This is a genomic window from Sphingomonas sp. 2378 (genome assembly GCF_038084995.1).
GTDB lineage: Bacteria > Pseudomonadota > Alphaproteobacteria > Sphingomonadales > Sphingomonadaceae > Sphingomonas.
This window is the reverse complement of the sequence record NZ_JAXCMJ010000002.1, coordinates 127,373-152,269: the sequence shown is the minus strand read 5'-3', so window position 1 is coordinate 152,269 and position 24,897 is coordinate 127,373. Positions and strand designations below refer to the sequence as shown.

The following is a 24,897-nucleotide window of genomic DNA, read 5'->3' as shown; positions in this document are numbered from 1 at the left end:
CACGATGCCCGTGACCACGCCTCCACCGCCCGAATGGGCCCGGCATGAGGCCGTATGGATCGGATTCCCCAGCCATCCGGAATTGTGGGAAGAGGATCTGGAGCCCGCACGCGCGGAGGTGCTGGCCTTTGCCCGCGCGGTGCATGCCGATGGCCGGGGCGAGCGGGTGATTCTGGTCGCCGCCGATGGCGAAGCCGCCGATGCGGCGCGCGCCATGGCGGGGGATGCCGCCGATGTGGTGGTGCAGCCCTTCGGCGACATCTGGCTGCGCGATACCGGGCCGATCGTCACCGGCGACGGCACGGCGCGGCTGTTCCGCTTCAACGGCTGGGGCGGCAAATATGACCTGCCCGGTGACGACACGGTCGGCGGTCGGCTGGCCGAGGATCGCGGGATCGCCGCGACGCCTTGCGACTGGGTGCTGGAGGGCGGCGCCATCGACGGGGACGGCACCGGACTGGTCGTCACCACGCGCCAATGCCTGCTCAACCCCAATCGCAATCCCGAACTGACCGAGGAGGAGATCGCCGGGCGGCTGGCGAAGGATCTGGGGCTGACCCGCGTGGTGTGGCTGGGGGACGGGCTGCTCAACGATCATACCGACGGCCATGTCGACAATCTGGCGCGCTTCGTCGGGCCGAACCGGATCGCGCTGCCGGAAGCGGCGGAGAACGATCCCAATTGGCAGGTCTATATGGTCGCCAAGCGCGACGCGATCGCCGCCGGGCTGGAGGTCGTGACCATCCCGTCGCCGGGCCGCGTGCTGCGCGACGAGGAGATCGTGCCCGCCAGCTATATGAACTTCTATATCGGCAATGCGGCGGTGGTCGTGCCGCTCTATGGCAGCGAGAATGACGCGGCGGGCGTCGCGGCGATCCAGGCGATCTTCCCGGACCGTGAGGTCGTCGGCCTGCGCGCCGACGCGATCCTGACCGGCGGCGGCAGCTTCCACTGTATCTCGCAGCAGATTCCGGCGCGGTGATGCGCTGATCCCGTTCGGGGTATGAGGGCCCGCACTTTCGGAAGAGAGCGCGGGCCTTTTATTTGCGGGGCACACCCCCAACCCCCGTTCGGCCTTCGACTTCGCTCAGGCTGAACGGAGGGTGGGGAAAGGCATGACGCGGCCCGTTCGGTGCGATAGCATGTCCGCACCTTTGCGGAGGGAACGCGCCATGATGACTGCTCGCTCGACCGGCTCGCCCCGTCGCCTGAGTCCGTCGGCGATCGTCCCTCCCATGGTGATCATAGGCGCGGCGGCGCTGCTCCGCCTGCCGGTCGCCCTGGCCTATCCCCGTATCGCGGCGCTGCTGTTCCTGTGGATCGCATCGGATGCGATGATGCTGGGCCTGATCGCGCGTGATCGCCGTCCGGGATGGCGAGCGGGGATCGCGGCATTGGCGACGGCGGGGATGGCGGTGTTCAGCCTGTCGCCCCCGCCGATCCGCGCGGCGTTGGTGGCGATGCCCTGGGCGCTGGCGGTGCCGGTGGCGGCGATCGGCCTGCACGGCGGCTGGGGGCTGTGGCGGGGGGGCGAGCGGGTGCGGCATTGGAACCGCTGCGATTCGGAACGTTGGGTCGCCCTGCTCGCCGAGGTCTTTCCTCTGCCCTTCGCCCGCTTCGCGGTGGCGGAGGCGCGATTGCTGCATCTGGCGCTGTTCCGCTGGAACGCCGCGCCGGATGTGCCGCCGGGGGCGACCGGCTTCGCCTATCACCGGCATCTTCAGCCGATGATGATCGCGCTGCTTCTCCTGTCGTGCGTCGAGATCGGGGTGACACATCTGCTGGTCGCGCATTGGAACCGGGCGCTGGCGCTGGTCCTGTTCGTCATCAGCGATGTGTCGCTGGTCTATCTGATCGGCCTGATCAAGTCGCTGCGACTCGCGCCTGTGTTGCTGACCGAAACGGGGGTGCGAATCCGCGCCGGGATATTGGTGGACCGGACGATCCCCTATGACGCGATCGCCGAGGTGGCGGCGAATCCGGATGGCGAGACGGTCCGCGCCGGGGACAGCTGGAACGTCGCGCTGCTCGCCTGGCCGAATCTGATCCTGCGTCTTGCCCAGCCGCTGCCGCCGCGTTCACGCTGGCGGGGCGAGCCGGTGCGCGCGATCGTGCTGCGGTTGGACGAGCCCGGGCGCTTCCTCGACGAATTGCGGGCGCGACTTGGCACTCGGCGCGTGACGGAGGAAAGTTGAGCCATTAAAGGGCGTCGCCATGACCCAGATCACCGTCGCCGCGCTGCAACTGGCCTTCACCGCCGATATCGACCGCAACATCGCCGAGGTCTCCCGCCTTGTCCGCGAGGCGGCGGCCAAAGGTGCGCAGGTGATCTTGCCGCCCGAACTGTTCGAGGGCGAGTATTTCTGCCGCGTCGAGGACGAAGGGCTGTTCAGCAATGCCAAGCCCACCGCCGAGCATAAGGCGGTGCTGGCGATGCAGGCACTCGCCGCCGAGTTGAAGGTCCACATCCCGACCAGCTTCTTCGAGGCGGACGGCCCGCACCACTATAACTCGCTGGCGATGATCAATCCTGACGGCAAGGTCGCGGGGGTCTATCGCAAGAGCCATATCCCGGACGGTCCGGGATATGAGGAGAAATTCTACTTCCGCCCCGGCAATACCGGGTTCAAGGTGTGGGATGGTCCCGCGACCAAGCTGGGTGTCGGCATCTGCTGGGACCAATGGTATCCCGAGACGGCGCGCGCGATGATGCTGATGGGCGCGGAGATCCTGTTCTACCCCACTGCGATCGGCAGCGAGCCGCATGACGACAGCCTGGACACCGCGCGGCTGTGGCGGCGGGCAATGGTCGGCCATGCCGTGTCCAACGTCGTGCCGATCGTCGCGGCCAACCGGGTCGGCTGCGAACATGGCCAGACCTTTTACGGCACCAGCTTCATCTGCGACGAGCGCGGCGACATCCTGGCCGAGCTGGGCCGCGAGGAAGAGGGGGTGATCGTCGCCACCCTCGATATCGACCGGGTGAAGCGCCACCGCGCGGCGTTCGGCTTCTTCCGCGACCGGCGGCCGGAACTGTACGGACGGTTGGTGCAGGATATCTGAACCTGTTCCTCCCCTTGCGGGGGAGGGATGGTTTATCTTTGCAACTCCACGGCCCGCGCGAAGACCGCCTCGAACATCTCGGGTGTCAGGCGGCCGGTATTCTGGTTGTAGCGCGAGCAGTGGTAGCTATCGAGCACCACCGGTCCGCCGCCCGGCATCCGGTGTTCGGCCAGATGCGCGAAGCGGGCCTTGGGCAGCCGCCCGCCCAGCGCCTTGACCACCGACTGGTGCGCGATCTGGCCCAGCGCGATCACGACCCTCAGCCGGGGCAGCGCCGCCAGTTCCCGTTCCAGAAAGGAGCGGCAGGTGCGGATTTCGTCGGGCGTCGGCTTGTTCTCGGGCGGCAGGCATTTGACCGCGTTCAGGATGACCGCGCCGGTCAGCGTCAGGCCGTCATCGACCCGCGCCTCGAAATTCCCCTCGGCCAGACCGAACCGGGCGAGCGTGCCATAGAGAAGCGGCCCCGCGCCGTCGCCGGTAAAGGGGCGGCCCGTCCGGTGTGCGCCATGCTTGCCGGGGGCGAGGCCGACAACCGCCAGCCAGGGATCGGCATCGCCGAAGGGCGGGACGGGCGCGTTCCACCAGCCGGGATATTCGGCGGCGACCACCTCGCGCACTGCTGCCAAACGCGGGCAGAGCGGGCAGTCGCGCGGCGGCTGGATGGGGATCAGGGGCGCGGGGACGGCGGGAAGGGATGCATCGGGCATCGCGCTCGGGTAGTCGGGTGACATGACGACGACAAGCTATGCCATCGCACTGGGCTCCAACCGTCCCGGGCGGCATGGCGGTCCGCGCGACGAGGTTCGCGCGGCCTTGGCGGCGCTGGACGGCGTCTATGCCGTGTCGCCGATCCTCACCACCGCGCCGCTCGGCCCGTCGATCCGCGCCTTCGCCAATGCCGCCGCGCTGGTCCGCAGCCCGCTGACCCCGCCCGAGATGCTGGCGCGGTTGAAGGCCATCGAACGCGACTTCGGGCGCCGGCGCGGCCGGCGCTGGGGCGCGCGGGTGATCGACCTCGACATCGTGCTGTGGTCGGGCGGGCGGTGGCGTTCGGCGGGATTGACCGTGCCGCACATCGCCTATGCGCAGCGCACCTTCGTCCTCCACCCGCTGGCGGCGATCGCGGGGGCGTGGCGCGATCCGTGGAACGGCCGCCGCATCCGCCAATTGCGACATGGTGTTGACCGCAGGCGTCCACGTCCCTAGGTCGCGTTCACCCCGATGGAGGGTCCGTAGCTCAGTTGGTAGAGCAAGCGACTTTTAATCGAGAGGTCCCGGGTTCGAGTCCCGGCGGACCCACCACGGGGGTGTTTCAGGGCGTCTCATGCCCTTACCCAAATTTGGCGGCGCGGCGCGGGATATCCGATACCCGTGCGCCCTGATCGCGAGCGCGTCGCAGCCTGGGCGCCTGATCGCCAGGCGGGATTTCCAACCGGAATGGACTGGTCTGACATCCAAACCGCTCCTATCTGCGGTGGGGTTGATCGAGGATAATCGCAGGGCATGATTCGTGTTGTCGCAACCATTTGGGCTCGCCGATCGAATCGCGGTGAAGGGGGCGATCCAGCGCGGGTGGCGGACTGAATGTCCTGTCTTTCCAGCGCTCCTGGGGTCATAATCGTGCACGATGGTTAACGGGGGCAACTTGGAGCACGCGGCGAAGCTGCTGTCTGAGCGGCAGAAGGAATGCTTGCGCCTGGTCGGGCAGGGTTTGCGATCCAAGGAGATCGGCCCGATCCTGGGCCTCGCGCCCGGTTCCGTCGATACGTACATCAAGGCCGCGGTCGCCAGGCTGGGGGTCAGCGATCGGCGCGTCGCGGCCCGTATCCTGTCGGAATTCGAGCTATCCCAACGATTGGGATCACCACCGGAACAGCTTCCACCGACCGTCGAGGCTGAGGCAGACGAGGTGCAGCGGGAGCCGCAGGGGTTCTGGAGGGAAACCCTGAAGCTTCCGCCAATCGGCGGACATCCCAATCGCTTGTCGTCAAAGGAGCGCCTGCTCGCGATGGTGCGGGTGGCCTGTGTCATGACGGGGTTTTCCGCCGGTTTCATTCTTCTATTCGTGGGGGCTCTGCACGCGTTGAGCTGAGCCCCGGCCGGAGGTAACATGCTCAACATCGAACCGAATAACGCCGCCCGGGTGGCCGAGACGACTCGGAACGCGATCCGCCAATATGACGAGGCGCTGAGCAGCGCGGCGCGCCTGACGCTGTCCTTCATCGAGGCGAGCACCAACACCAATATCCCGGTGAACGAGACGCAGAAGATCCTGGCCGCCGTTCATCAGAGCCAGTCCGATCTGGTCTCCGCGCGTGGCACCATGGCATCGGCCGTTTCGCTGATGACCAGCGTTCAGCGGCGCAGCAATATCGCGGAAACCAGCTTCGGCTGTCCGGGGCCGACGCCGCTGGATTATGCGAAGCTGGCCGAGCCCGTGCGGGCTGTGGCCTGATCGAACCGATCCGGCATTGACGGTGGGCGGGTAGGTGTGTTGGTCCAAGCGATGGTTCCAGCGATGTTCCTCTTGCTCACCGTATCCAGCCTGATCTTCGCGGCATGTTTTGGAGGGAGGGACGCGCGATGGGCGGCAGCCTTGGTGCTTGCGGCTGTCATAGCGACCGGCGTCGCGGAAGAGCTGAATCGGAATTGGGGCTCGGTGCATCTGACGGTCGCGACGGTGGATTTCTGTCTGCTGATCGGTCTGGGCCACCTCATGCTGATCAGCCGGTCCTTCTGGCCGATCTGGATGACGGCGGCGCAGCTTCTGACCGTGCTGTGCCACGCCGCCGCCGCGCTGGCGGGGCCGTACAATCAGCAAATCTACACCGCGCTGGCCACGCTGTGGTCGATTCCCTGCCTGCTGAGCATGGTGGTGGGAGTCGCGCTGGATCGCCGGGCGATCGCGAGATTTCCGACTGGTTGAAGACCTATCTGCGTCAGCGTCGCGCGCGGGCGCGCCACTTCAGCCAGCGGCTGTTCTCCGACCCCGCATGGGACATGCTGCTCGACCTGTTCGTCGCGCATGTGGAGGGGCAAGCGATCTCGACCTCGTCGGCCTGTATCGGCGCCGGTGTCGCATCGACGACCGGCCTGCGCTGGCTCAACACGCTGGAAGCCGAAGGACTGGTGAGGCGGGTCGCGGATCCACGCGATCGTCGGCAGCGTTTCATCCATCTGCGGCCGGCCGCCATATCGGCGGTCCGGGCCTGGTCGATCGAGGCGATGCTGGCGCTCAGGGGCTGATCGGAACGCGCGTGGAATAGTTTGCACAGCCGGGCGATCCGCGCATTCCCCTTGTGCTAACCCGTTCTTAAAGGCGAATATGGGACAGGCACGAACGTGTCCCAGGAAAAGCGCCCCATGGATTTTCCGCTCATCGCCCCGCGACCGCCGAGGCTGTCCGAGCAGATCGACGGCCTGAAGCGGATCGAGCGATCCGGCCAGTTCAGCAATGGCGGGCCGGAGGTGCGTGCGCTGGAAGCGGAGATGGTGGCGCGGCTGTTCGACGGTCGGGGGGCGGCGCTGGCGGTGGGCAATGCGACGCTGGGCCTGATGATCGCGATCCGGCAGGCGGCGGGGATGCATCCCCGCCCCGGCGATCTGGCGATGATGCCCGCCATGACCTTCGCCGCGACGGCGCAGGCCGCGATCTGGGCGGGGCTGACCCCGCTGGTCATCGATATCGACGCGCAGGACTGGACCGCCGATCCCGTCGAAGAGGAACGGATGCTGGCGCGCCATGGCGACCGGGTCAGGGTGATCGTGCCCTATGCGACCTTCGGCAGCGATCTGGACCTCGATCGCTATGGCTGGCTCGCCCGGCGTCATGGGGTGGGGATCGTCGTCGATGCCGCCGCGTCGCTGGGAACGCTGGATGCCGCCGGGCGCGGCTTCGGCGCGGGGGCGCCGTTCACCCTGGTCTATTCGATGCACGCGACCAAGACCTTCTCGGTGGGCGAGGGCGGGTTGATCTATAGCGGCGATGCCGACCGTATCGACCAGTTGCGCGCGATGGTGAATTTCGGTTTCGAATCCGGCCGCCATGCGACGCTGCCCGGCATCAACGGCAAGATGCCCGAGGTGCTGGCCCTGATGGCGCGGTGCAAGCTGACCGAGATCGATGCGATCTGCGACGCCCGCGCGGCGCTGGACCGGGAATATCGCGGCGCGCTGCCCGGATGGTCCTTTCAGCGTCAGACGGTCAGGCGGCAGGCGACTCAGTTCATGCCGGTGCTGTTGCCGCCCGAACTGGCCGGGCGGCGGGGCGAGATCATCGCGGCCCTCGCCGGCGACGGGGTGAGCGCGGGCCAGTATTTCAGCCCGCATCTGGGCGAGCAGACGCTGTTCCGCGAAACCGCGCTGATCGAACCGACGCCGGTGGCCGATGCCGTGTCGGCCCGCATATTGAGCCTGCCGATCACCGACGTGATGAAGCCCGGCGATGCGCGGATCGTCGCGGGGCGATTGACCAAGGCCGTTGCGCGGATTTCCCCCGACGCGAGCGTCGAAAAGGTACCGGGCCCGATCAACGCCGTGGTGATCGGCGGAGGACCCGCCGGGACCGCCATGCTGACGGCGGCGAGCAAGAACGGCACGCTGGAGACGCTCGCGCAAGGGGGCCTGACCCTGGTCGAGCGGTCGCAGCATATCGGGCCGGGCGCGCTGGGCGGCTATGCCATCCGTTCCGATACGACCGCCGAAACCTTCTTGTCGGCGGTGAAGGACAATCCGCATCCCGAACTCGCCGCGCTGGAGGCGCATCCGGCGGGGCGGTTGATGGCGCGCTATTGCGGCGCGCTGGGCGCTCCGTTGCGTGACACCGCGCCGCTGCTGGCGGCGACGGCGGAGCGGTTGCGGACGATCGTCACGGTGCATGGCGGACAGGTGCTGACCGGCGTCGAAGCGGTCGGTGCGCAGCGGACGGCGGACGGCCATTGGCGGACGATCCTGTCGGGCCCGGATGGCGAGCACAGGCTCACCTCGCGCAGCATCGTCGTCGCGACGGGCGGCTATCAGAGCGACGAGCAGGTCGCGGCCAGGATCGTGGCGGGCGCGCCGCTGGGGCAGATGGCGGGGGATCGGCTGATGCGATCGGACGCGCTGCTCCGCCAGGGGGGGATGGCACAGGTGGTAGAGCGGCTGGCATCGGTCCGGGCGCCGCACATCGTGATCGTCGGGGCGTCCACCAGTGCGCTGGCCAGTGCCGTGCAATTGCTGAAATGCCATGATCTGCCGTTGGGCGCGGGGGCGATCACGTTGATGGTGCGCACCCCGCCCAAGCCGTTCTTTCCGACGGTCGACGCCGCCCGTCAGGAGGATTTCACCGATTTCACCGCCGACGATGTCTGTCCGGTCAGTGGGTTCGTCCTGCGGCTCGCGGGGCTTCGGCTGGAATCGCGCGAACTGGTGCTGCGGATGCTGTCGCTGGGCGGGCGGGAGCCCGATCCGCGCATGACCACCTATCGGATCGTCGGGGAAGACGATCCCGAAGCGCGGGCGCTCATCGCCGAGGCCGATCTGGTCGTCGGCGCGCTCGGCTATCGTCCCCGGTCGCTGCCGCTGTTCGATGCGGAGGGTGCGCCGATCGCGCTGGCGCATGAGGCGGGACGGCCGATGGTCGATCGCCATTGCCGCATCCTAGACGCGCAGGATCGCCCGGTGCCGGACGCCTATGGCATCGGCCTGTCCGCCGGTTTCGTGCCCTGGGGCGCGCTGGGCGGGGAGAAGAGCTTTCGTGGTCAGGCCAACGGGCTGTGGCTGTGGCAGAACAATGTCGGGCAGATGATCGTCGACCAGTTGCTGGGTCAGGCGATACCCGAATGCGACAGCGCGGCGGAATGAGCGATCCTGTCGTCAGCCCTGTCGTCAGCGTGGTCATCCCGGCCTATAACGGCGCCACGCTGATCGGCGAGACGCTGGCGAGCCTGGGCGACCAGACGATGACCGAATGGGAGGCGCTGGTGGTCGACGATTGTTCGTCCGACCATACGCGCGAACTGGTGAGGAACTGGCCCGACCGCCGTGTCCGCCTGATCGAGAATGCGGTCAATGGCGGCCCCGTGGTCACGCGCAATCGCGGCTTCGCCGAGGCGCGGGGGCAATATCTGGCGGGGCTCGACCAGGACGACCTCTGCCGCCCCGAAAGGCTGGCGCGGCAGGTCGCCTATCTAGAGGCGAACCCCGATGTCGTGCTGGTGGGCGCGCAGACCGAGCAGTTGGTCGAGGGGCGGGTTCTGCCCATGAACTATGCGGCACACAGCACGCCCGACCTGATCCGCTGGCTGAGCTGGATCGAAAATCCGCTGGCCTGGTCGACGGTCATGGTGCGCGCGGATGTGGCGAGGCGGCTCGATCCGTTCACCCGGCCCGAGCTTCTCTATGCCGAGGATTTCGACCTCTATCACCGCATCGCCGCCTTCGGCCGGATCGCCCGGCTGGACGAGCCCCTGCTCCTCTATCGCCAGCATGCGGGCGGCGTGTCGAAGCGGTTCATCGAGACGATGCGGGCCAGTGCGACGCGGGTCCTGACGGAGGCGCATGCGCCGCTGCTGGGCGATGGCGCGTCGGAGGTCGCCCATCTGCTCGCCCGGCACAATATGGGCGGGGTGCCGATTCCCGATGGCGCGACGCTTCGGCGGCTGGGACAGGCGATCGCGACGTTGCAGAGCGCCTATCTGGCGCAGGTCGCCCCCGATATCGAGAGCGTGAAACTGATCCGCTGGGAAACCGCGCGGCGTTGGCGGCAATTGGCGCGGGCGGCCCTTCGCTCGGGTCGCGTGACGCTGGGCGATGTGTTCGCCTCACGCCCCCCGCATATGGGACTGGGCTATGCCGGGGTGGAGGACTTGCTGGGGTGGCGGATGATCGGGCTGGCACGTCGCCTGGGACAAAATCGGGGAGCGATGCACGCCTCTTCGAACGATCAAGGCTGATCTTGGCCAAACCGGATATTCGAATGACAGCTTGAAGACAGCCCTGTCGAAGGGTTGGTCGCGTATAAGATCATCGGCCCGCGATGGCGCAGGCCGATGGATATCCGTCAGAAGAGATGTTCGACCAGCTTCGACGCGCCAATGGCCACACCGCCCACGGCAACCCAGCTAGCCATCGCACCGAAAGTCAGGATGAGCAGACGGTCGAGCGGCGAAATGACGTGTTGGTCCATGGTCGTGCAATCCTCTCCAACCGGTCTGTGTGCCGGGATGGGGCAAATCTGCGATAAAATGACGGAAGACGCAAACCCGTTTTTCGAATTATGGTGATCGATATTGTTCACCAGAGCCGTATTGATGCGGTCGGCTGACGTCGCACAGCGCCTGCAATCGGTTGCAATTGCCCAAATGCTGTCGTTTTGTCAAAAGCTTGGGATGATCGACGATCCGTTCGGGATCATCGGCAGGACGATGGCGAATCAGGTGAATTTTTTTGACAGACCAACCCCCCGAACGCCTGTCCGCCATGCCTCGGGCCTTGCAAGGGGCGGCGGCGGGCGCGGCGGCGCTGGCGATTCTTCTGTTCGCGGGGCTGCTGGTCGATCGCTGGCCGTTCGATTGGGACCGGGCGATTCTCACCGGGCTTCGCGCCCATGCCCATTCGCGCGGGTTGATGCGTGCGGCGGTCGATATCACCGCACTGGGTAGTGTGCCCGTGCTGGTGCTGATGGTCGGCGCGGCGACGCTGCTGCTGGCGGCACGCGGCTGGTGGTTGACCGCCGGTGTGACGGTGGCGTCGGGGATCAGCGGCGGCGCGGTGGTGACCCTGGTCAAGCAAGGCGTGTCGCGCGCCCGGCCCGACCTGGTGCCGCACTGGGTCGATGTGTCCAACGCCAGCTTCCCCAGCGGCCATGCGGCGGGCAGCGCGATGGTCTATCTGACCCTCGCCGCGCTGGCGACGCAGGTGACACGGCACCGCCGGGTGCGTCATGCCATCGTGGCGATGGCGGTGTTGCTGGTCGGGGCGATCGGGGTCAGCCGTGTCTATCTGGGCGTCCACTGGCCGTCCGACGTGGCGGCGGGGTGGTGCTTCGGTACGCTCTGGGCGCTCGGCTGGTGGTGGGCCACGGCGGCGATCCGCGCGTCATGGCCCACCATGCGCGAATAGGGGCTTTCAGGCTCCCGCTCGCCAAGTCGGATCGAAGCCGCAAACCGTTTTTTTTGCGCGCGGAGGCGCGGAGGACGCAGAGAAATCATACTTTTGGGGCAGGGCGCCTCACACCATTCTCTGATGACCAGAAGGACCGCTGTCGCCTCAGACACGCCATCTCTGCGTCCTCCGCGCCTCCGCGCGCGAACATAGTCTTCGCGTCTTCGCGTGAGAATGAATGCCAATCCGCGCTAGGCTTGAGCGCGCGTGAGCAGGGCCTGCGCCGCTTTAAGATGCGGTGCATCGACCATCCGGCCATCCAGTTGCAGCGCCCCTGCGCCGGGATTTGCGGCGAACAGATCGACGATCGCCCGCGCGCGGGCCAGTTCGTCCGCCGAGGGGGTGAAGGCGGCGTTGATGACCGGCACCTGGGACGGGTGGATCGCCATCATACCCGTAAAGCCGTCCCGTCGTCCGCGCGCGGCATAGGCGGCCAGCCCGTCGAGATCGCGGAAATCGGGATAGACCGTCTCGATCGCGGCGACCCCCGCGGCATGCGCCGCGAACAGGGTCAGCGAGCGGGCGAGTTGATAGGGCGGGGTATAGCCGCCATCGGCTTCCCGCGCGGTCGTGGCGCCGATCGCGGCGGGCAGATCCTCCGCGCCCCAGGTCAGTCCGGCGAGCGGCAGGCTCGACCCCGCATATTCGCCCAGCCGGAACAGCGCGGTCGGGGTCTCGGTGGCGATCGGCAGGATCGGGATATGGTTCACCCCGCGCGCCGCCAGCGCATGGAGGCTGACCAGCCCTTCGGCCTTGGGCAGCACGATCCCGTCGGGCCGGGCGGGCAGCACCGCCGCCAGGTCGTCCGCCGCCAATGGCCCGTCGACCGGGTTGATCCGCACGAACAGCGCGACCGTGCCGTCGCGCGGCTCCGCCAGGAACCGGGCGACCGCGTCGCGTGCGCGCGGCTTGGCATCGGGGGCAACCGCATCCTCCAGGTCGAGGATCAGCGCGTCGGCGCCCGATCCCATCGCCTTGGCCATCCGGTCCGGCCGGTCGCCGGGCACGAACAGCAGCGAACGCAGCCGCATGGGACTTAACGCCCCATCTCGGCCAGCTTGCGTTCCCAGGCGAGCGCGTCGCGGACGATGCCGTCCAGATCGTCGCGCTCGGGACGCCAGGCCAGGGTGGACAGGATCGCGCCATTGTCCGCGACCAGCTCCGCCGGGTCGCCCGCGCGGCGCCCTTCCAGGCGGCGCTCGATCCTGTGATTGGTCACGCGATCGACGGCGTCGAGCACTTCGAGGACCGAAAAGCCCCGGCCATAGCCGCAATTGAGCGTGTGGCTCTCACCCGGCTGCGCGACCAGCAGGTCGAGGGCGGCGACATGCGCGGCGGCGAGGTCGGAGACATGGATATAGTCGCGCACCCCCGTCCCGTCGCGGGTCGGGAAGTCGGTGCCATAGACGCCGACCGCGTCACGCTTGCCGATCGCCGCCTCGACCGCGATCTTGATCAGGTGGGTCGCGCCGACCGTCGACTGGCCCGACCGGCCCCGCGGGTCCGCGCCCGCGACGTTGAAGTAGCGCAGCGCGCAGTAATTGATCGGATGCGCGGCGGCGACGTCCTTCAGCATGATCTCGGTCATCAGCTTGGACATGCCATAAGGGTTGATCGGGGCCTTGGGGTCATTCTCGGCGACCGGCACCTTTTCGGGCGTGCCATAGGTGGCGGCGGTCGAGGAGAAGATGAAGTGGGGCACGCCCTCGGCCACTGCGCTCTCGATCAGCGAGCGGCTGGCGGCGGTGTTGTTGCGATAATATTTGAGCGGATCGCTGACCGATTCCGGCACCACCACCGAACCGGCGAAATGCATGATCGCACGGACCTGGTGCTCGCGGATCGCGGCGCGGACCGTGTCGTCGTCGGCGACGTTCGCCACGACCAGCGACGCGCGCGGGTCGACCGCCCAGTCGAAACCGGTGACCAGATTGTCGAGCACGACGACCTCATAGCCTGCATCCAGCAGCGCCAGCACGGCATGGCTGCCGATATAGCCCGCGCCGCCCGTCACCATCACCTTGCCGTCGATCGTCGCCATCACTTTGTCCCGAACCCTTGGATTGCCGTGGCCTAGCGCCTTCCTATCTAAGCATACAAGACGACGAGGAGATTTCGTGTGACTGAGTATGTGACACTGGCGGGTGGCTGCTTCTGGTGCACCGAGGCGGTGTTCAAGGACGTGATCGGCGTGGAATCGGTCGAAAGCGGCTATATCGGCGGCACCGTCCCCAACCCGACCTACAAGCAGGTCTGCGGCGGCGACACCGGCCATGCCGAGGCGATCCGCATCGGTTTCGATCCCGAGCAACTGGTGCTGGACGATCTGCTGGATATCTATTTCGCCACGCATGACCCGACGCAGCTCAACCGGCAGGGCAATGACGTGGGTACGCAGTATCGCTCGGCCATGTTCCCGGCGGACGAGCGCCAGGAAACCGCGATGAAGGCCGCCGTCGAACGCGCGCAGGCGGGGTCGGACAAGCCGATCGTCACGACGATCGAGCCGATGGCGGAATGGTATCCGGCGGAGGATTATCATCAGGATTATTGGGAAACGTCCGGCCGGTCGAACCCCTATTGCATGGCGGTCATCCCGCCCAAGCTGCAAAAGCTGCGCAAGAGCTTCGCCGCGCGGTCGAAGGCGGTGACGGCGTAATTTCGCCTGGGGGGTGGGTTATGCCCTTGGCTTTCGACTTCGCTCAGGCTGAACGAGGGGTTGGGGCATGAACCCTTCCTCCGTTCACGCTGAGCGAAGTCGAAGCGCACGCCCCGAACCTTTCCAAAAACCCCCTATCGCGTCGCCGCGCGTCGCAACCGGTCGTTGATCGCCTCCCCGATCCCCTCGACCGGGATCGGCGCGATGGCCAGCCTGGGGCGGTCGCCGGCATCGGCGCGGTGGAGTGCGTCGAACAGATTTGCCGCCGCTTCGACCGGATCGCCGCTGGCGGACAGCGTATCCTGCCCCGCCACCGCGCCGAAACCGATCAGCCACTCATCCGCCGCCGCCTCCGCCGCGTTCAGCCGCAAGGGCTTGGCGGGGGCGTAATGGCTGGCGAGTTGTCCCGGCGCGGTGACGATGGTGGGGGCGTCGGGGCCCTGCTCGACGGACCCCAGCACGCCCGCCAGCATCGACGCCGTGACGGGGCCGGGGCGCAGGATGGTGCGGCCCGCGACGATGGTCGATTCCAGCCCCGCCTCGGTCGCGCCGTCGTCGAGGATCGGCACGGCGGGGCCCAGGCTGGCGCGGACATGTGCGGCGCGGGTCGGGCTGATCCCGCCGCTGGCATTGGCGGACGGGGCGGCGAGGGGGCGACCGCTCTCCGCCAACAGCGCCTGCATCGCCCGGTGGCGGGGCACGCGGATCGCCACCGTCTCCAGCCCCGCCGTCACCAGCGAGGCGATGCCCGACCCGGCGCGCACCGGCAGGACCAGCGTGAGCGGCCCGGGCCAGAATGCCTCGGCCAGCGCCAGCGCATCGGCGTCGAACAGCGCCAGTTTCCGTGCCGTCGCCAGATCGGCGACATGGACGATCAGCGGATTGAACGAGGGCCGCCCCTTGGCGGCATAGATGCGCGCGACCGCCGCCGCATTGGTGGCGTCGGCGGCCAGGCCATAGACGGTCTCGGTCGGTACCGCGACGATCCCGGCCGTCAGAATGACGTGGGCGGCGGCGCGGATCGCGGGCGGGGAGAAGGGCAGGGTTGGATCGTGGTCGGGGAAGCGCATGGTCGCGCCGCCCTATACCCGCTCGCCGCCGCCGCGATAAGGGGGCGCGTCCCCCTTCGACAATCGGCATTGGGCACCCTATCTGGCGGATCATGTTCGATCTCGATTCCTATCTCGCCCGCATCGCCCTTCCGTCGCGCGTCACCGTCGATGCCGAGGGGCTGGCCCGGCTGCAATGGGCACACCGGCTGGCCATCCCCTTCGAGAATCTCGATGTGCGACTGGGCCGCCCGATCGCGATCGACAGCGACAGCGTCTTCGCCAAGCTGGTGACCGCCAAGCGCGGCGGCTATTGTTTCGAGCAGAACCGGCTGTTCCTCGACGCGCTGGCCGCGCACGGCTTTGCCGCGCGCCCACTGCTCGCCCGCGTCTGGCTGCGCGCCAGCGACGTGCCGCCGACCACCCATACGTTCAGCCTGGTCCATATCGACGGGCAGGACTGGATCGCCGATGCGGGCTTCGGGGGCAGCTATTCGCCGCCCATGCCCCTGGTCGACGGGGCGGAGGCGACCGCGCCCGACGGCGCGCGCTTCCGGCTGGCCCGCGACGTCCAGCATGGCTGGATGCTGCTGCGCAACGGTCATCCGGGGCATACCGATGGCCGCTCGACGGGCGAGGGTTGGGAGCCGCAATATAGCTTCACCACCGACCAGGTCTGGGACGCGGATCTGAGCATGGGCAATCACTGGACCGCGACCGCCGAGGACAGCCGGTTCCGCCAGGCCAATATCGTCAGTATCATCCTGCCGCACGGCTTCGCCTCGCTGACCGACCGGCATTATCGCCGCCGGGTCGGCCAGGACGAGACCAGCGCGACGCTGAGCGACCCGCGCGTCTATCGGATGCGGATGAGCCTGATGTTCGGCATCGACCTGACCGCCGACGAGACGGCCAGCCTGTTCGCGGACTGACCCAAGCGGCCCGTTATCTTCGCCATGTCTGCGGCGAAGCGGGCCGCCTTCCCCCGATCGATCAGAATCGGAAGCGCACCCCCGCCGACAACAGGCTCGCCTCCCAGCGGATGTCTCGCGGATAGCGCGGGTCCTTCACATAGCTGTGGTACGGCGTGCGCAGCAAATTGGTCGCGTCCACCGTCAGTGTGATATTGTCGTTCAGATTATAGCTGGCCGACAGGTCCAGCCGCCCGACCCCGCCCGAATAGACGGTGGTGTAGACGCCCGGCGCACCGAAGCCGTCCACATTGGCGCTGCGGTAGTTATAGGCCAGCCGCACGCTCGTCGGACCCAGTTCGTACAGGCCGATGACGTTGAAGCTGTACTTGGACACGCCGGGCAGGGTGTTGCGCCCGCCGGCGAAATTGGCGGCGGAGGGCAGGACCTGCTCACCGTCGATATAGGTGAAGTTGGCCTGCGCCCCGAGCCCACGCAATGCGCCGGGCAGGAAGTCGAAGAAGGTGGTGCCCGCCACCTCGATCCCCTTGATCGTGCCCGACCCCGCATTGGACGGGCGATAGACCAGGATGTCGCCGAACGGCTGGACATTGACGATCTGCGGCAGAGAATTGATGAAGCCGTTGATCTTACGATAGAATCCCGCGACCGACACCGATCCCGTCCGCGAGAAATAATATTCCAGCGAGGCGTCGTAATTGTCCGACCGGATCGGTTGCAGGTTCGGGTTGCCGCCATTGCCGGTGTAGGAGATGTTGCCTCCGACCGTGCCCTGCGACACGGTCAGCGTCGGGTTGATCTGGTTGAAGCCGGGCCGCGACAGCGCCTGGGTCCGCGACAGGCGTAGCTTCAGCCGGTCGGTGAAGTGCAACTGCGCGCTGATATTGGGCAGGATGTCGGTATATTGCGTCGAGGAGTTGATCGGGACCAGCACGGTGCTGCCATCGGCGGTCGGCAACTGGTTGGTACCGTTCAGCTTGTTGCGTGTCAGGATCACGCGCGCGCCGATCACGCCGTCGACCGGAATGCCGATGTTGAAGGCGTAATTGACCTGCGCATAGGTGGTATAGACCTGCTCGCGTGCCTGGAAGGCGTTGAGCGGGTTGAGATTGGGCAGTTCGGGGGCCCAGGCGGCGCGCGTGCCCGCATCCGCCCCGGCCCGGACCAGCGCGTCGCGGATATAGCCCCGCACATCGTTCAACCGGTCATTGAACAGGAAGGCGTTGGGCGCGTACCAGGACCGGAACTGCTGCACGTCATCCCCGTGGAAGCCCGGCTCGACCAGTCCGCCCTGCGACACGGCCGGCACCCGGTTGATCGGGTCCCTCAGGCTGGCCAGCGAGGCATAGCGATCGCCATAGACCGAACTGGCGTTGCGATCGCCGTAACGCAGGCCGAACAGGAATTTGGGAAAGATCGACGAACCGGTATCGAGCGCGACATTACCCTGCCACTGCCACTGGCTGCCCACCGCGCGGCTGCGATTCTCGATCAGGCCGCGCATGTAGAAGCTGTCGGGATTGGCGAAGTCGACGCCGCTGGGCGTGAAGTTCACGCTGCCCTGATCGTTCAGCTTGACTGCCAGTGACAGCGGCGTCGCGACCTGGGTCTGGAACTGGCCCCAATTGTTGTTCGTGGTCGAGCGCGTATAGGCGAGGTCGGTGGTGAAGACGGCATTGCCGGTCTCCCACCTGGCGCCCAGCGCGCCCTGATAGGTGTCGGTGCGGCTGGTGCCGAATTCCTTGCTGGGCCCGTTGACCAGCCCCAGGTCCACGTCGAACGATTCGAGCGTCGTGCCGTCCTGGGTCAGCACCGCGTTGCGGATCGTCGGCGGGTTGCCGCCATTGGGGTTGGACTGGATGGGCACGCCGAAGAAGTCGTTGGCGTTGCGGTTGCGATAGCCCTGATACAGGCCATCGGCATAGATCATCAAATTGTCGGCGGGCTTCCACTGGAGCGAGCCGTTGACCGAGGGCCGCTGGCGGGTGCCGCGTCCGTAGAACAGGCCGATATCCTGCGGGAAGGTGAAGTTGCGGCCGACCGAGGCGGGCAGGACCGCTTGCGCGGCGGGGACATTGTCCTGAAAGCCCTGATAGCGGACCGAGTTCAGGAAGCGGGTCTGGGTGAAGGAGGCGTTGATGAGCGCGCCGATCTCCCCGATCCCGGTCTGCCACCGGTCGCTGACCAGCAGGCTGCCGATCGGGTCCACTTTGCGCGATTCCGAATTATAGACACCGCGCGCCGCGCCCGCGAGCTGGAAGCCCTTGAAGTCGAAGGGGCGGCGCAGGCCCACGTCGATCAGGCCCGCGATGCCGCCTTCCAGATTGTCGGCGGTCGTCGCCTTATAGACCTCGACCCGCGACAGCGCCTGGGCGGGGAAGTCCTGGATCGACACCGAGCGACCATCGGCGGTGAAGATCTCACGCCCCTGCACCGTCGTCTGCACATTGGGCAGGCCGCGGATCAGCACGCCATTGGCCTCGTCGGCATAGCGGGTGACCTGTACCCCGGTGACGCGCGCGATCGCTTCGGCGGCGTTGTTGTCGGGGAATTTGCCGATATCCTCGGCGACCAGCGCATCGACGATCGCGTCCGAGTTGCGCTTGATGTTCTGCGCGTTGCTCAGGCTCTGGCGGATACCGGTGACGATGATGTCGGCGCTGCCCGGTGCCGTCTGCTCGGCGGGCTGCTCCTGTTCCTGCGCGGGTTCGGCCTGGGGCGCTTGGCTCTGGGCGGTCGCGGGGGTGGCCAGCGCCAAGGTGGCGAGAATGGATGCCGAGGTCAAAAGGCCACCGATCGATGCGTGCTTCATAAACCCCTCCTTTGATCTTTTCTGACGGAAACGTTTTCGGTCGTGGTCGGATTCCGGGCGCGCCGTGTTCGGCGTCACCTCGAATCGGGGCGTTCAGGGCATGGGCGAGACAGTGATCCGGTCGATATTCGGCGCGAAGCGCGATCGGAGCAGGACGCCGGGCCAGGTCTTGGACGCATAGGTGCGGCCGTCCCAATCGGGCTGTTCCTCACCCGCGATGCGGATGCTGTTGGTCCCGGCGCGCAAGGTGACGGGCACCGTCATCTCCCACCAGTTGTTGGCGTGGAAGCTGTTGGGGAAGGTCGCCAGGATCGGTTTGGCCCCGTTGATCGAGATGCGCGCGATCCGGGCGAGCGGGTCGGGATTGTAATGCGTCGCCTTGGACTGTTCGTCATTGGAGAATCGGACGGTCAGTGCATAGCTGCCCGCCTTGTCGGCGACGACATTGGGGAAGGTCAGGGTGTTGCGGTTGCCCGGCGCGCCGCCGATGTCGAACACCGCACGTCCACCGCTGGCCAGCGATGCCGCGCCGATCCGTGCGGTTCCGGCGACTTGCGCGTCCTCCGCCTCATAGCGACGGGGGGAGTCGGGGGCGATGTCGCGGGTGACGTCCAGGCCGCGCAGACGTGCCGCGCCGGTCACTTCGACTTTGTTGATCCCGCCGAGCAGGAACGCCTCGCCCCCGGGCAGAGGCCGGTCGTTGACGCGGATCTGCACGGCGCCGCTGGCGTCAGCGGTGAGTTTCGCCACTTCGTCCTGCGCGCCGTAAACCCAGAAGGTCGCGGTATCGCCGGCCACCATCGCGTCGCGTACATCGTAGCGGACCGTGGCGGCGGCGGGATCGGCGGCGGTCAGGGTGATGCGGTCGACCAGTGCGTTGCCCCGCGTGGCGCGCGTGCCGCCCAGGCTACGCGTCCCCAGTGTCAGGACATGTTTGCCGCGCGTCAGGGTGACCACCGTATCGACATGGTCGAGCACCGAGGGCTTGTAGCCCAGCGGCAGGAACAGCTCGGTCTCGCCCGTCTTCTGCCCGTCGATCCGCAGGAAGACGTTGGTCGCCCCCTGATCGGTGACGAGCGGGTCCTTGTTGAAGGTGCTCGCGAGCACGCGCAAATCGTACCGCCCGGTGTGCGGAACCTCGACCGCGAAGTCGAGCGCGGCGTCGGCGCCGGTCTTGAACCCCTCGACCGAATAGCCGCCCGAGGTGTGGAAGCGGTCGACATGATCCGGCGAGCCCTCCGGTCCGCGTACCGCCAGGCCCTGGCCCCGCCGCGTCGCCTTCTCCGCTTCGTAATCCTGTCGCCAGGGCAGGGCGACGGCGGGGGCCTGCGTCCCTTCCGCCGGGGTGAGCAGCAGCTCATAGGCCGCTTCTTCGCGCAGCGGGGGCAGATTGTCCTGGCCGAAGGTCAGCGCGATCTGGCCGTCCTTCACCGGCATCACCCGCTCCACCATCGTGACCGGCGGGGCGGAATCGCCCAATTGTCCGGTCCAGCCGATCTCGCGCACGCGCACCCGGACCTCGGGGCCGAACGCGGCGGGGACATGGGCGAGCGCGATTGTCGCGTCGCCGCTCTTGCCGCCGAACAACAGGCGCATCTGCCGCCGCCTGGGGTTGAGCGTCGCCACTCCTTGCAGCGTATAGCTCTGGTCGGGATGGGGCGGGGTGACGGCCAGCGTATGGCCGGTCATCGTCGCATAGGCGTTGAGCAGCCACCATTGCCCGTTGCCGCGATTGGCCTGCACGGCGGAGTCGCTGAGATTCCCGTCGATATTCCAATAGGCGATGTCGGCATCGACCTTGGAATCCTCGATCGCCGCCACCCACTGCACCATCTGGCCGGGGACCGAAGTGTGGTAGTTATAGGCATATTCGTTGATGTTGATGGGCAGGTGACGGCCCTGCCATTTGGTGCCTGCGAACAGTCGATCCTCCCACTCGCGATACTTGCGCACGCTGGTCCGCACCGCCGCCGGGTTGCTGAGTTCGTGCCAGGTCACCACGTCGGGCATGGTGTCCGCCGCGATGGCGTGGCGCAGAAAGCCTTCGACCTCGGGGAACAGGATGCTGGTGTTCGGCCCCGCGATCCGCGCGCCGGGCAGTTCCTGGCGGATCATCCGCACCGCCCGGTCCCAAGCGTTGTTGAAGGCGGTCGGGTCCTTCTGCCACTTCACGCCGTTGCAGCTCTTGGGACCGTCGGCGAACATGTTGCCGTCGGGCTCGTTATAGGGGACGAAGACGATCCGGTCGCGATAGCGCTTGGCCATGCCCTTCACCTGGCGGACCTGGGCGCGCAACTGCTCGATGTAGTGCGCGACCGATTGCGCGCAGTCGCCGGTCTTCCAGTTGTACGGGAATTCGCGGTTGATATCGGTCATGTAGATATAGGTGTCGCCGCCCGACGCATCGGTCAGCAGGGTCGAGACCTCCAGCGCGTCGGCGCCGGGATGCTGCGGCCCGTCCTGCGCCTTGGTCGAGACGGTGCGAAGCCCGATCCCCTCGACCAGATTGGGATGCGGCAGCCGCGCATCGTACAGGCCATAGAGCGTCCCCGACGCGCCGCCATGGAACGCGCCCGTATCGCTGGCCAGATCGACGGTCAGCCGCTCCTGTGCGGAGGCGGCGATGGCGGTGGAACCGAGCAGCGTGGCGAACAACAGGCGAAGGGGCGAGGACATGGGGCGGGCTTTCGGCTGGAAGGTCATGCGGGGCGCTCGGCGGTCATGCGCGCGATCGTGGCGCGGTTCAGGATCAGGCGGGCGGCGGTTGCGGCGAGTGCGAGGTGCATCAGGCCGGGGATGATCGTCGACAGCGCGCGGATGCCGGTCAGCGACAGTGGCGTCTGGTTGCCCGCCCCCGCCTTGTACGACACGATGACCAGCACGCCGCTGATCAACACCCCCGCCAGCGCCCAGGCGAGTTTGACGAAGAACTGGTTGAAGGCGAAGCTCATGCCCGAGGAGCGCATCCCCAGCTTCCACTCGCCATATTGGTCGGCCAACTGGATCAGGGTGAAGTGCAGCGGCAGGGTGCAGCCCAGCACGATGCAGCACAGGCCGACCAGCACCAGCCAGAGCATCGGATAGCCGCCCGGCACGAAGAAGGCGGCGAAATGCCCCGCAACCAGGATCAGGTTCACCCAGACATAGACGGTCTTCACGTCGAACCGCCGAGTGAAGAAGGGCACGATCACCGAACCCATGAACCCGCCCGCCGTCGCGATGCCGAAGAACAGCGCCTGATAGGTGGTGTCGCCGCCCAGCACATAGGTGATGAAATAGAGCGCCGCGCCCCCCTTGGTATTGAAGATGCCGATCAGCAGCAGCGTCATGACGAAGGTCAGGCGCAACTGGTCGTTCTTCAACGTGGTGGCGATGGCGACCTTCAACGGTACTTCGGCACTGTCGGCGGCGACCACCCGCTCGCGCACGAACAGGAAGCAGATCAGGAACATCACCACGGCGGCCAGGCTGAGGATCGCCACTCCGTCGCGATAGCCGCGCGCGATGTCGGTGCCCCCCAACTGGCGGACCATGATCGGCAGTCCGACCGAAACGCAGAAGGAGGCGATGGCGACGAGCGCGAAGCGCACCGACTGGCACGCCACGCCCTCGCGCGCGCTGTCGGTCATGCGGGTGATGAGCGCGCAATAGGGGACGTTGTTGAGCGAGTAGGAGAAGGCGAGCAGGAAATAGGTGACGGCCGCATAGGCGACCTTGCCATCATAGCCGAGGTCGGGGGACTGGAAGGTCAGGAAACAGGCCAGGCCCACGGGGATCGCGGTCCACAGCAGATAGGGGCGGAACCGGCCCCAGCGGGTCGAGGTGCGGTCGGCCATGATGCCGATCAGCGGATCGGACACCGCGTCGAAGATGCGCAGCGACAGGAACAGGATGCCGACGATCCCCGGCGCCAGGCCGAAGACGTCGGTGTAATAGAAGGTCAGGAAATTGGCGATCAGCCCGGTGACGATCGTGCCCCCCGCATCGCCGAGGCCGTAGCAGAGCTTTTCGATGAACGGGATCGACGCCGCCTGACCGTCGGTCGGCTGCGATTCCGTCGCCCTTATGGCGTGGTCGGCGATCGATGCTGCCATTATCCTGTCCCTTATTCCCGGTTCGCCTTTTGACGATCCCGCCTTGTCATGTCCCGCGATCAGTTCCGCGCGTCGAAAGCATCCGCCACACCCGCACCGTCGCGCAGGAAGACGGGTATCCGCTCGACCGGGGCGGTGCAGGCGATGTCGCCGCCGCCCTCGATCCGCTCACCGGTCCAGGCGTCGCGCCAGAGGCCGCGGGGCAGATAGACGCTCCGCTCCGTCACCCCCGCCGCCGTCACCGGCGCGACCAGAATGTCGGGACCGAACATATATTGATCGTCCACCGCCCAGGCGCGCGGATCGTCGGGATGGTCGTAGAAGATCGGCCGCATCAGCGGATCGCCATGCTCATGCGCCGCCCGCATCAGCGACGCGACATAGGGGCGCAACCGCTCGCGCAGGGCGGCATAGTCGCGCAGGATCGCGAACACCGGCTCGCCGAAGCTCCATAGCTCGTTGCCCGCGCCCGTGTCGCACTGGGCGACGCCGTCGCGGAACGGCTCGGCGGGCGGGGTGATCGGATCGCGGTGACCGTGCATCCGCAGGATCGGCGTGAACACCGCCCATTGGAACCAGCGGATCATCAACTCGTGGAAGGCGGGATCCTCGACATGCCCGCCATGGAAGCCGCCGATATCGGTGGTCCACCAGGGAATTCCTGCCATCGCCATGTTGAGCCCGGCGCTCAGCTGGTTGCGCATCGCCTCGAACGAGGAATGGATGTCCCCCGACCAGACCAGCGCGCCGTAACGCTGGCTGCCCGCCCAGGCGCAGCGGACGAGGCTGACGATCTCCGTCTCGCCCTCGGCGCGGAGCCCGTCGTGAAAGGCCTGGGCGTAATGGAGCGGATAGGCGTTGCCGACCTCCAGCACGCTGCCCGCATGATAACGGTAATTGTCGAAGTCATAGGCGCTGTATTCGGGCTCGGCCTCGTCCAGCCAGAACAGCGCGACGCCCTTGTCGCGGTAGTTGCGCTTCGTGGTCTGCCACAGGAAATCGCGCGCGCCGGGATGGGTCACGTCGATGAAACGGGTATTGCCGAGGAATTCCTGCTGCACGTCGAGCCCGCGCATCGCGCGCACCAGATAGCCCTTCTCCGCCATTTCGGCATAGTTTTCCGAACGGTGATCGACCGTCGGCCAGACTGAGACGAGTAGTTCGGTCCCCATCGCCTTCAACTCGGCGGTCATCGCGGCGGGATCGGGCCATTCGCGCTCGTCGAAGCGCCAGTCGCCCTGCACCGGCCAGTGGAAGAAGTCGGCGACGATCACCGCCAGCGGAATGCCGCGCGCGTGATAGTCTCGCGCGACCGCCAGCAATTCGTCCTGCGTCCGGTAGCGCAGCTTGCTCTGCCACAGGCCCAGCGCATAGTCGGGCATCATCGGCACGGTGCCGGTGACGGCGGCATAGTTGCGCAGGATCTCGGCCGGAGCGTCGGCGGCGGTGATCCAGTAATCCACCTCGCGCGCCGCCCGCGCGGTCCAGGTCGCGCCATTGGCGGCGAAATGCACCTCGCCCACGGCGGGGATGTTCCACAACAGGCCATAGCCATGGCTCGACACGACGAAGGGGACGCTCGCCTGCGAATTGCGCTGCGCCAGTTCCAGGGTGCAGCCCGCCAGATCCAGATTGGGCTGTTGATACTGGCCCATGCCGTACAGCCGCTCGCCCGGCTTCGCCTCGAACCGGACGGTGATCCGCGCCACGTCGCCGGGCAGCGATTTGAACTCGCGCCCCGACAGGCCGAGCGCGCTGATCGTGCGGACCTCCTTTGTGCCGACCGTCCAAAATTGGCTGGTCGTGTCGCGCTGCCGCCACTTTTCCTCCAGCAGCACCTCGCCCCGTGCATTCAGGAAGCGGACGCGGCCCTGAAGATCGACTTCGGCGGTGATGCGGCCATGGGTGATGCGGGCGGTGCCGCCGTCGCGCGTGACGACCGGCGCGGACGGCGTCATATCCCTGGGGGCGTCGAGCAGTGCGCCGGCCCGCGCACCCCGATCGGGAAAGGACGATGCCCGCAGCCGCAGGCCATCGGGGCCATGTGCCTCGATGCGCAGCCAGTTGCCGTCATAGGCCCAGCCGATGGCACGAGTCTCCAGAACGAGCGTGTCCAAGCCCTATTTCCTCTCAACGCCATTCT

At 67.1% G+C, this 24,897-nt stretch carries 22 protein-coding genes and 1 tRNA gene; 14 read left to right on the top strand and 9 right to left on the bottom strand.

Going from position 1 to position 24,897, the window contains the following annotated elements:
* Positions 1-4: 4 nt before the first annotated feature.
* From SM191_RS01835 to aguB, 3 genes are all read left to right on the top strand, one after another.
* Positions 5-982, top strand: coding sequence for an agmatine deiminase family protein (locus SM191_RS01835; RefSeq protein ID WP_341504793.1), 978 nt, complete (start codon positions 5-7; stop codon positions 980-982).
* Positions 983-1,172: 190 nt separating this feature from the next.
* The gene (locus tag SM191_RS01830) at positions 1,173-2,195 is read left to right on the top strand and encodes a hypothetical protein (protein ID WP_341504712.1); all 1,023 of its coding nucleotides are present in this window, start codon (positions 1,173-1,175) and stop codon (positions 2,193-2,195) included.
* A gap of 19 nt (positions 2,196-2,214) precedes the next feature.
* Complete coding sequence (gene aguB, locus SM191_RS01825; protein WP_341504711.1) at positions 2,215-3,063, top strand: N-carbamoylputrescine amidase; 849 nt, start codon at positions 2,215-2,217, stop codon at positions 3,061-3,063.
* 32 nt (positions 3,064-3,095) lie between these two features.
* On the opposite strand, the gene SM191_RS01820 is transcribed toward aguB, so the two are convergent.
* Complete coding sequence (locus tag SM191_RS01820; protein ID WP_341504792.1) at positions 3,096-3,770, bottom strand: uracil-DNA glycosylase; 675 nt, start codon at positions 3,768-3,770, stop codon at positions 3,096-3,098.
* Positions 3,771-3,792: 22 nt separating this feature from the next.
* Here SM191_RS01820 and folK point away from each other — a divergent pair, with 22 nt between their 5' ends.
* The 8 genes from folK to SM191_RS01780 all read left to right on the top strand — a co-directional run bounded on the left by folK (position 3,793) and on the right by SM191_RS01780 (position 9,998).
* Positions 3,793-4,269, top strand: a complete 477-nt coding sequence (folK, locus tag SM191_RS01815) for a 2-amino-4-hydroxy-6-hydroxymethyldihydropteridine diphosphokinase (protein WP_341504710.1) — start codon at positions 3,793-3,795, stop codon at positions 4,267-4,269.
* Positions 4,270-4,289: 20 nt separating this feature from the next.
* A tRNA-Lys gene (locus SM191_RS01810) sits at positions 4,290-4,365 on the top strand.
* A gap of 343 nt (positions 4,366-4,708) precedes the next feature.
* On the top strand, positions 4,709-5,155 hold the full coding sequence (locus SM191_RS01805) for a helix-turn-helix domain-containing protein (RefSeq protein ID WP_306997804.1): 447 nt from the start codon (positions 4,709-4,711) through the stop codon (positions 5,153-5,155).
* An 18-nt stretch (positions 5,156-5,173) separates the two neighbouring features.
* Entirely contained in the window at positions 5,174-5,518 is a 345-nt protein-coding gene (locus tag SM191_RS01800; protein ID WP_267435290.1) for a hypothetical protein, read from the top strand.
* A gap of 144 nt (positions 5,519-5,662) precedes the next feature.
* The gene (locus tag SM191_RS01795; protein ID WP_267435291.1) at positions 5,663-5,989 is read left to right on the top strand and encodes a hypothetical protein; all 327 of its coding nucleotides are present in this window, start codon (positions 5,663-5,665) and stop codon (positions 5,987-5,989) included.
* The gene (locus SM191_RS01790) at positions 5,986-6,309 is read left to right on the top strand and encodes a hypothetical protein (protein WP_267435292.1); all 324 of its coding nucleotides are present in this window, start codon (positions 5,986-5,988) and stop codon (positions 6,307-6,309) included. Before SM191_RS01795 ends, SM191_RS01790 begins: the two co-directional genes overlap by 4 nt.
* Positions 6,310-6,426: 117 nt before the next feature.
* Positions 6,427-8,907 carry a DegT/DnrJ/EryC1/StrS family aminotransferase gene (locus SM191_RS01785; protein ID WP_341504709.1) on the top strand — a complete coding sequence of 827 codons (2,481 nt, stop codon included), beginning with the start codon at positions 6,427-6,429 and terminating at the stop codon, positions 8,905-8,907.
* On the top strand, positions 8,904-9,998 hold the full coding sequence (locus SM191_RS01780) for a glycosyltransferase family 2 protein (protein WP_341504707.1): 1,095 nt from the start codon (positions 8,904-8,906) through the stop codon (positions 9,996-9,998). The genes SM191_RS01785 and SM191_RS01780 overlap by 4 nt, the downstream gene beginning before the upstream one ends.
* A gap of 107 nt (positions 9,999-10,105) precedes the next feature.
* Here SM191_RS01780 and SM191_RS01775 read toward each other — a convergent pair whose 3' ends face one another.
* Complete coding sequence (locus tag SM191_RS01775; RefSeq protein WP_267435295.1) at positions 10,106-10,231, bottom strand: hypothetical protein; 126 nt, start codon at positions 10,229-10,231, stop codon at positions 10,106-10,108.
* A 260-nt stretch (positions 10,232-10,491) separates the two neighbouring features.
* On the opposite strand from SM191_RS01775, the gene SM191_RS01770 reads away from it, so the two are divergent.
* A complete protein-coding gene (locus SM191_RS01770; RefSeq protein WP_341504706.1) occupies positions 10,492-11,166 on the top strand; it encodes a phosphatase PAP2 family protein in 675 nt (224 codons plus the stop codon).
* Between the two features lie 233 nt (positions 11,167-11,399).
* Here SM191_RS01770 and SM191_RS01765 read toward each other — a convergent pair whose 3' ends face one another.
* Positions 11,400-12,239, bottom strand: a complete 840-nt coding sequence (locus SM191_RS01765; RefSeq protein WP_341504705.1) for an HpcH/HpaI aldolase/citrate lyase family protein — start codon at positions 12,237-12,239, stop codon at positions 11,400-11,402.
* 5 nt (positions 12,240-12,244) lie between these two features.
* Complete coding sequence (galE, locus tag SM191_RS01760; protein ID WP_341504704.1) at positions 12,245-13,249, bottom strand: UDP-glucose 4-epimerase GalE; 1,005 nt, start codon at positions 13,247-13,249, stop codon at positions 12,245-12,247.
* A gap of 78 nt (positions 13,250-13,327) precedes the next feature.
* Here galE and msrA point away from each other — a divergent pair, with 78 nt between their 5' ends.
* The gene (gene msrA / locus SM191_RS01755; protein ID WP_341504703.1) at positions 13,328-13,867 is read left to right on the top strand and encodes a peptide-methionine (S)-S-oxide reductase MsrA; all 540 of its coding nucleotides are present in this window, start codon (positions 13,328-13,330) and stop codon (positions 13,865-13,867) included.
* 134 nt (positions 13,868-14,001) lie between these two features.
* Here the strand turns inward: msrA and SM191_RS01750 are convergent, their stop codons facing one another.
* On the bottom strand, positions 14,002-14,937 hold the full coding sequence (locus SM191_RS01750; protein WP_341504702.1) for an L-threonylcarbamoyladenylate synthase: 936 nt from the start codon (positions 14,935-14,937) through the stop codon (positions 14,002-14,004).
* 92 nt (positions 14,938-15,029) lie between these two features.
* Here SM191_RS01750 and SM191_RS01745 point away from each other — a divergent pair, with 92 nt between their 5' ends.
* Positions 15,030-15,848, top strand: coding sequence for an arylamine N-acetyltransferase family protein (locus SM191_RS01745; protein WP_341504701.1), 819 nt, complete (start codon positions 15,030-15,032; stop codon positions 15,846-15,848).
* 61 nt (positions 15,849-15,909) lie between these two features.
* Here the strand turns inward: SM191_RS01745 and SM191_RS01740 are convergent, their stop codons facing one another.
* The 4 genes from SM191_RS01740 to SM191_RS01725 form a co-directional block, all read right to left on the bottom strand.
* The gene (locus tag SM191_RS01740; RefSeq protein ID WP_341504700.1) at positions 15,910-18,660 is read right to left on the bottom strand and encodes a TonB-dependent receptor; all 2,751 of its coding nucleotides are present in this window, start codon (positions 18,658-18,660) and stop codon (positions 15,910-15,912) included.
* Positions 18,661-18,753: 93 nt separating this feature from the next.
* Positions 18,754-21,336, bottom strand: a complete 2,583-nt coding sequence (locus SM191_RS01735) for a cellulosome protein (protein WP_341504699.1) — start codon at positions 21,334-21,336, stop codon at positions 18,754-18,756.
* Between the two features lie 23 nt (positions 21,337-21,359).
* On the bottom strand, positions 21,360-22,754 hold the full coding sequence (locus SM191_RS01730; protein WP_341504698.1) for an MFS transporter: 1,395 nt from the start codon (positions 22,752-22,754) through the stop codon (positions 21,360-21,362).
* A gap of 59 nt (positions 22,755-22,813) precedes the next feature.
* Positions 22,814-24,871 (bottom strand): glycoside hydrolase family 31 protein, encoded by a 2,058-nt coding sequence (locus tag SM191_RS01725; RefSeq protein WP_341504697.1) that lies wholly within the window; start codon positions 24,869-24,871, stop codon positions 22,814-22,816.
* Positions 24,872-24,897: the final 26 nt, after the last annotated feature.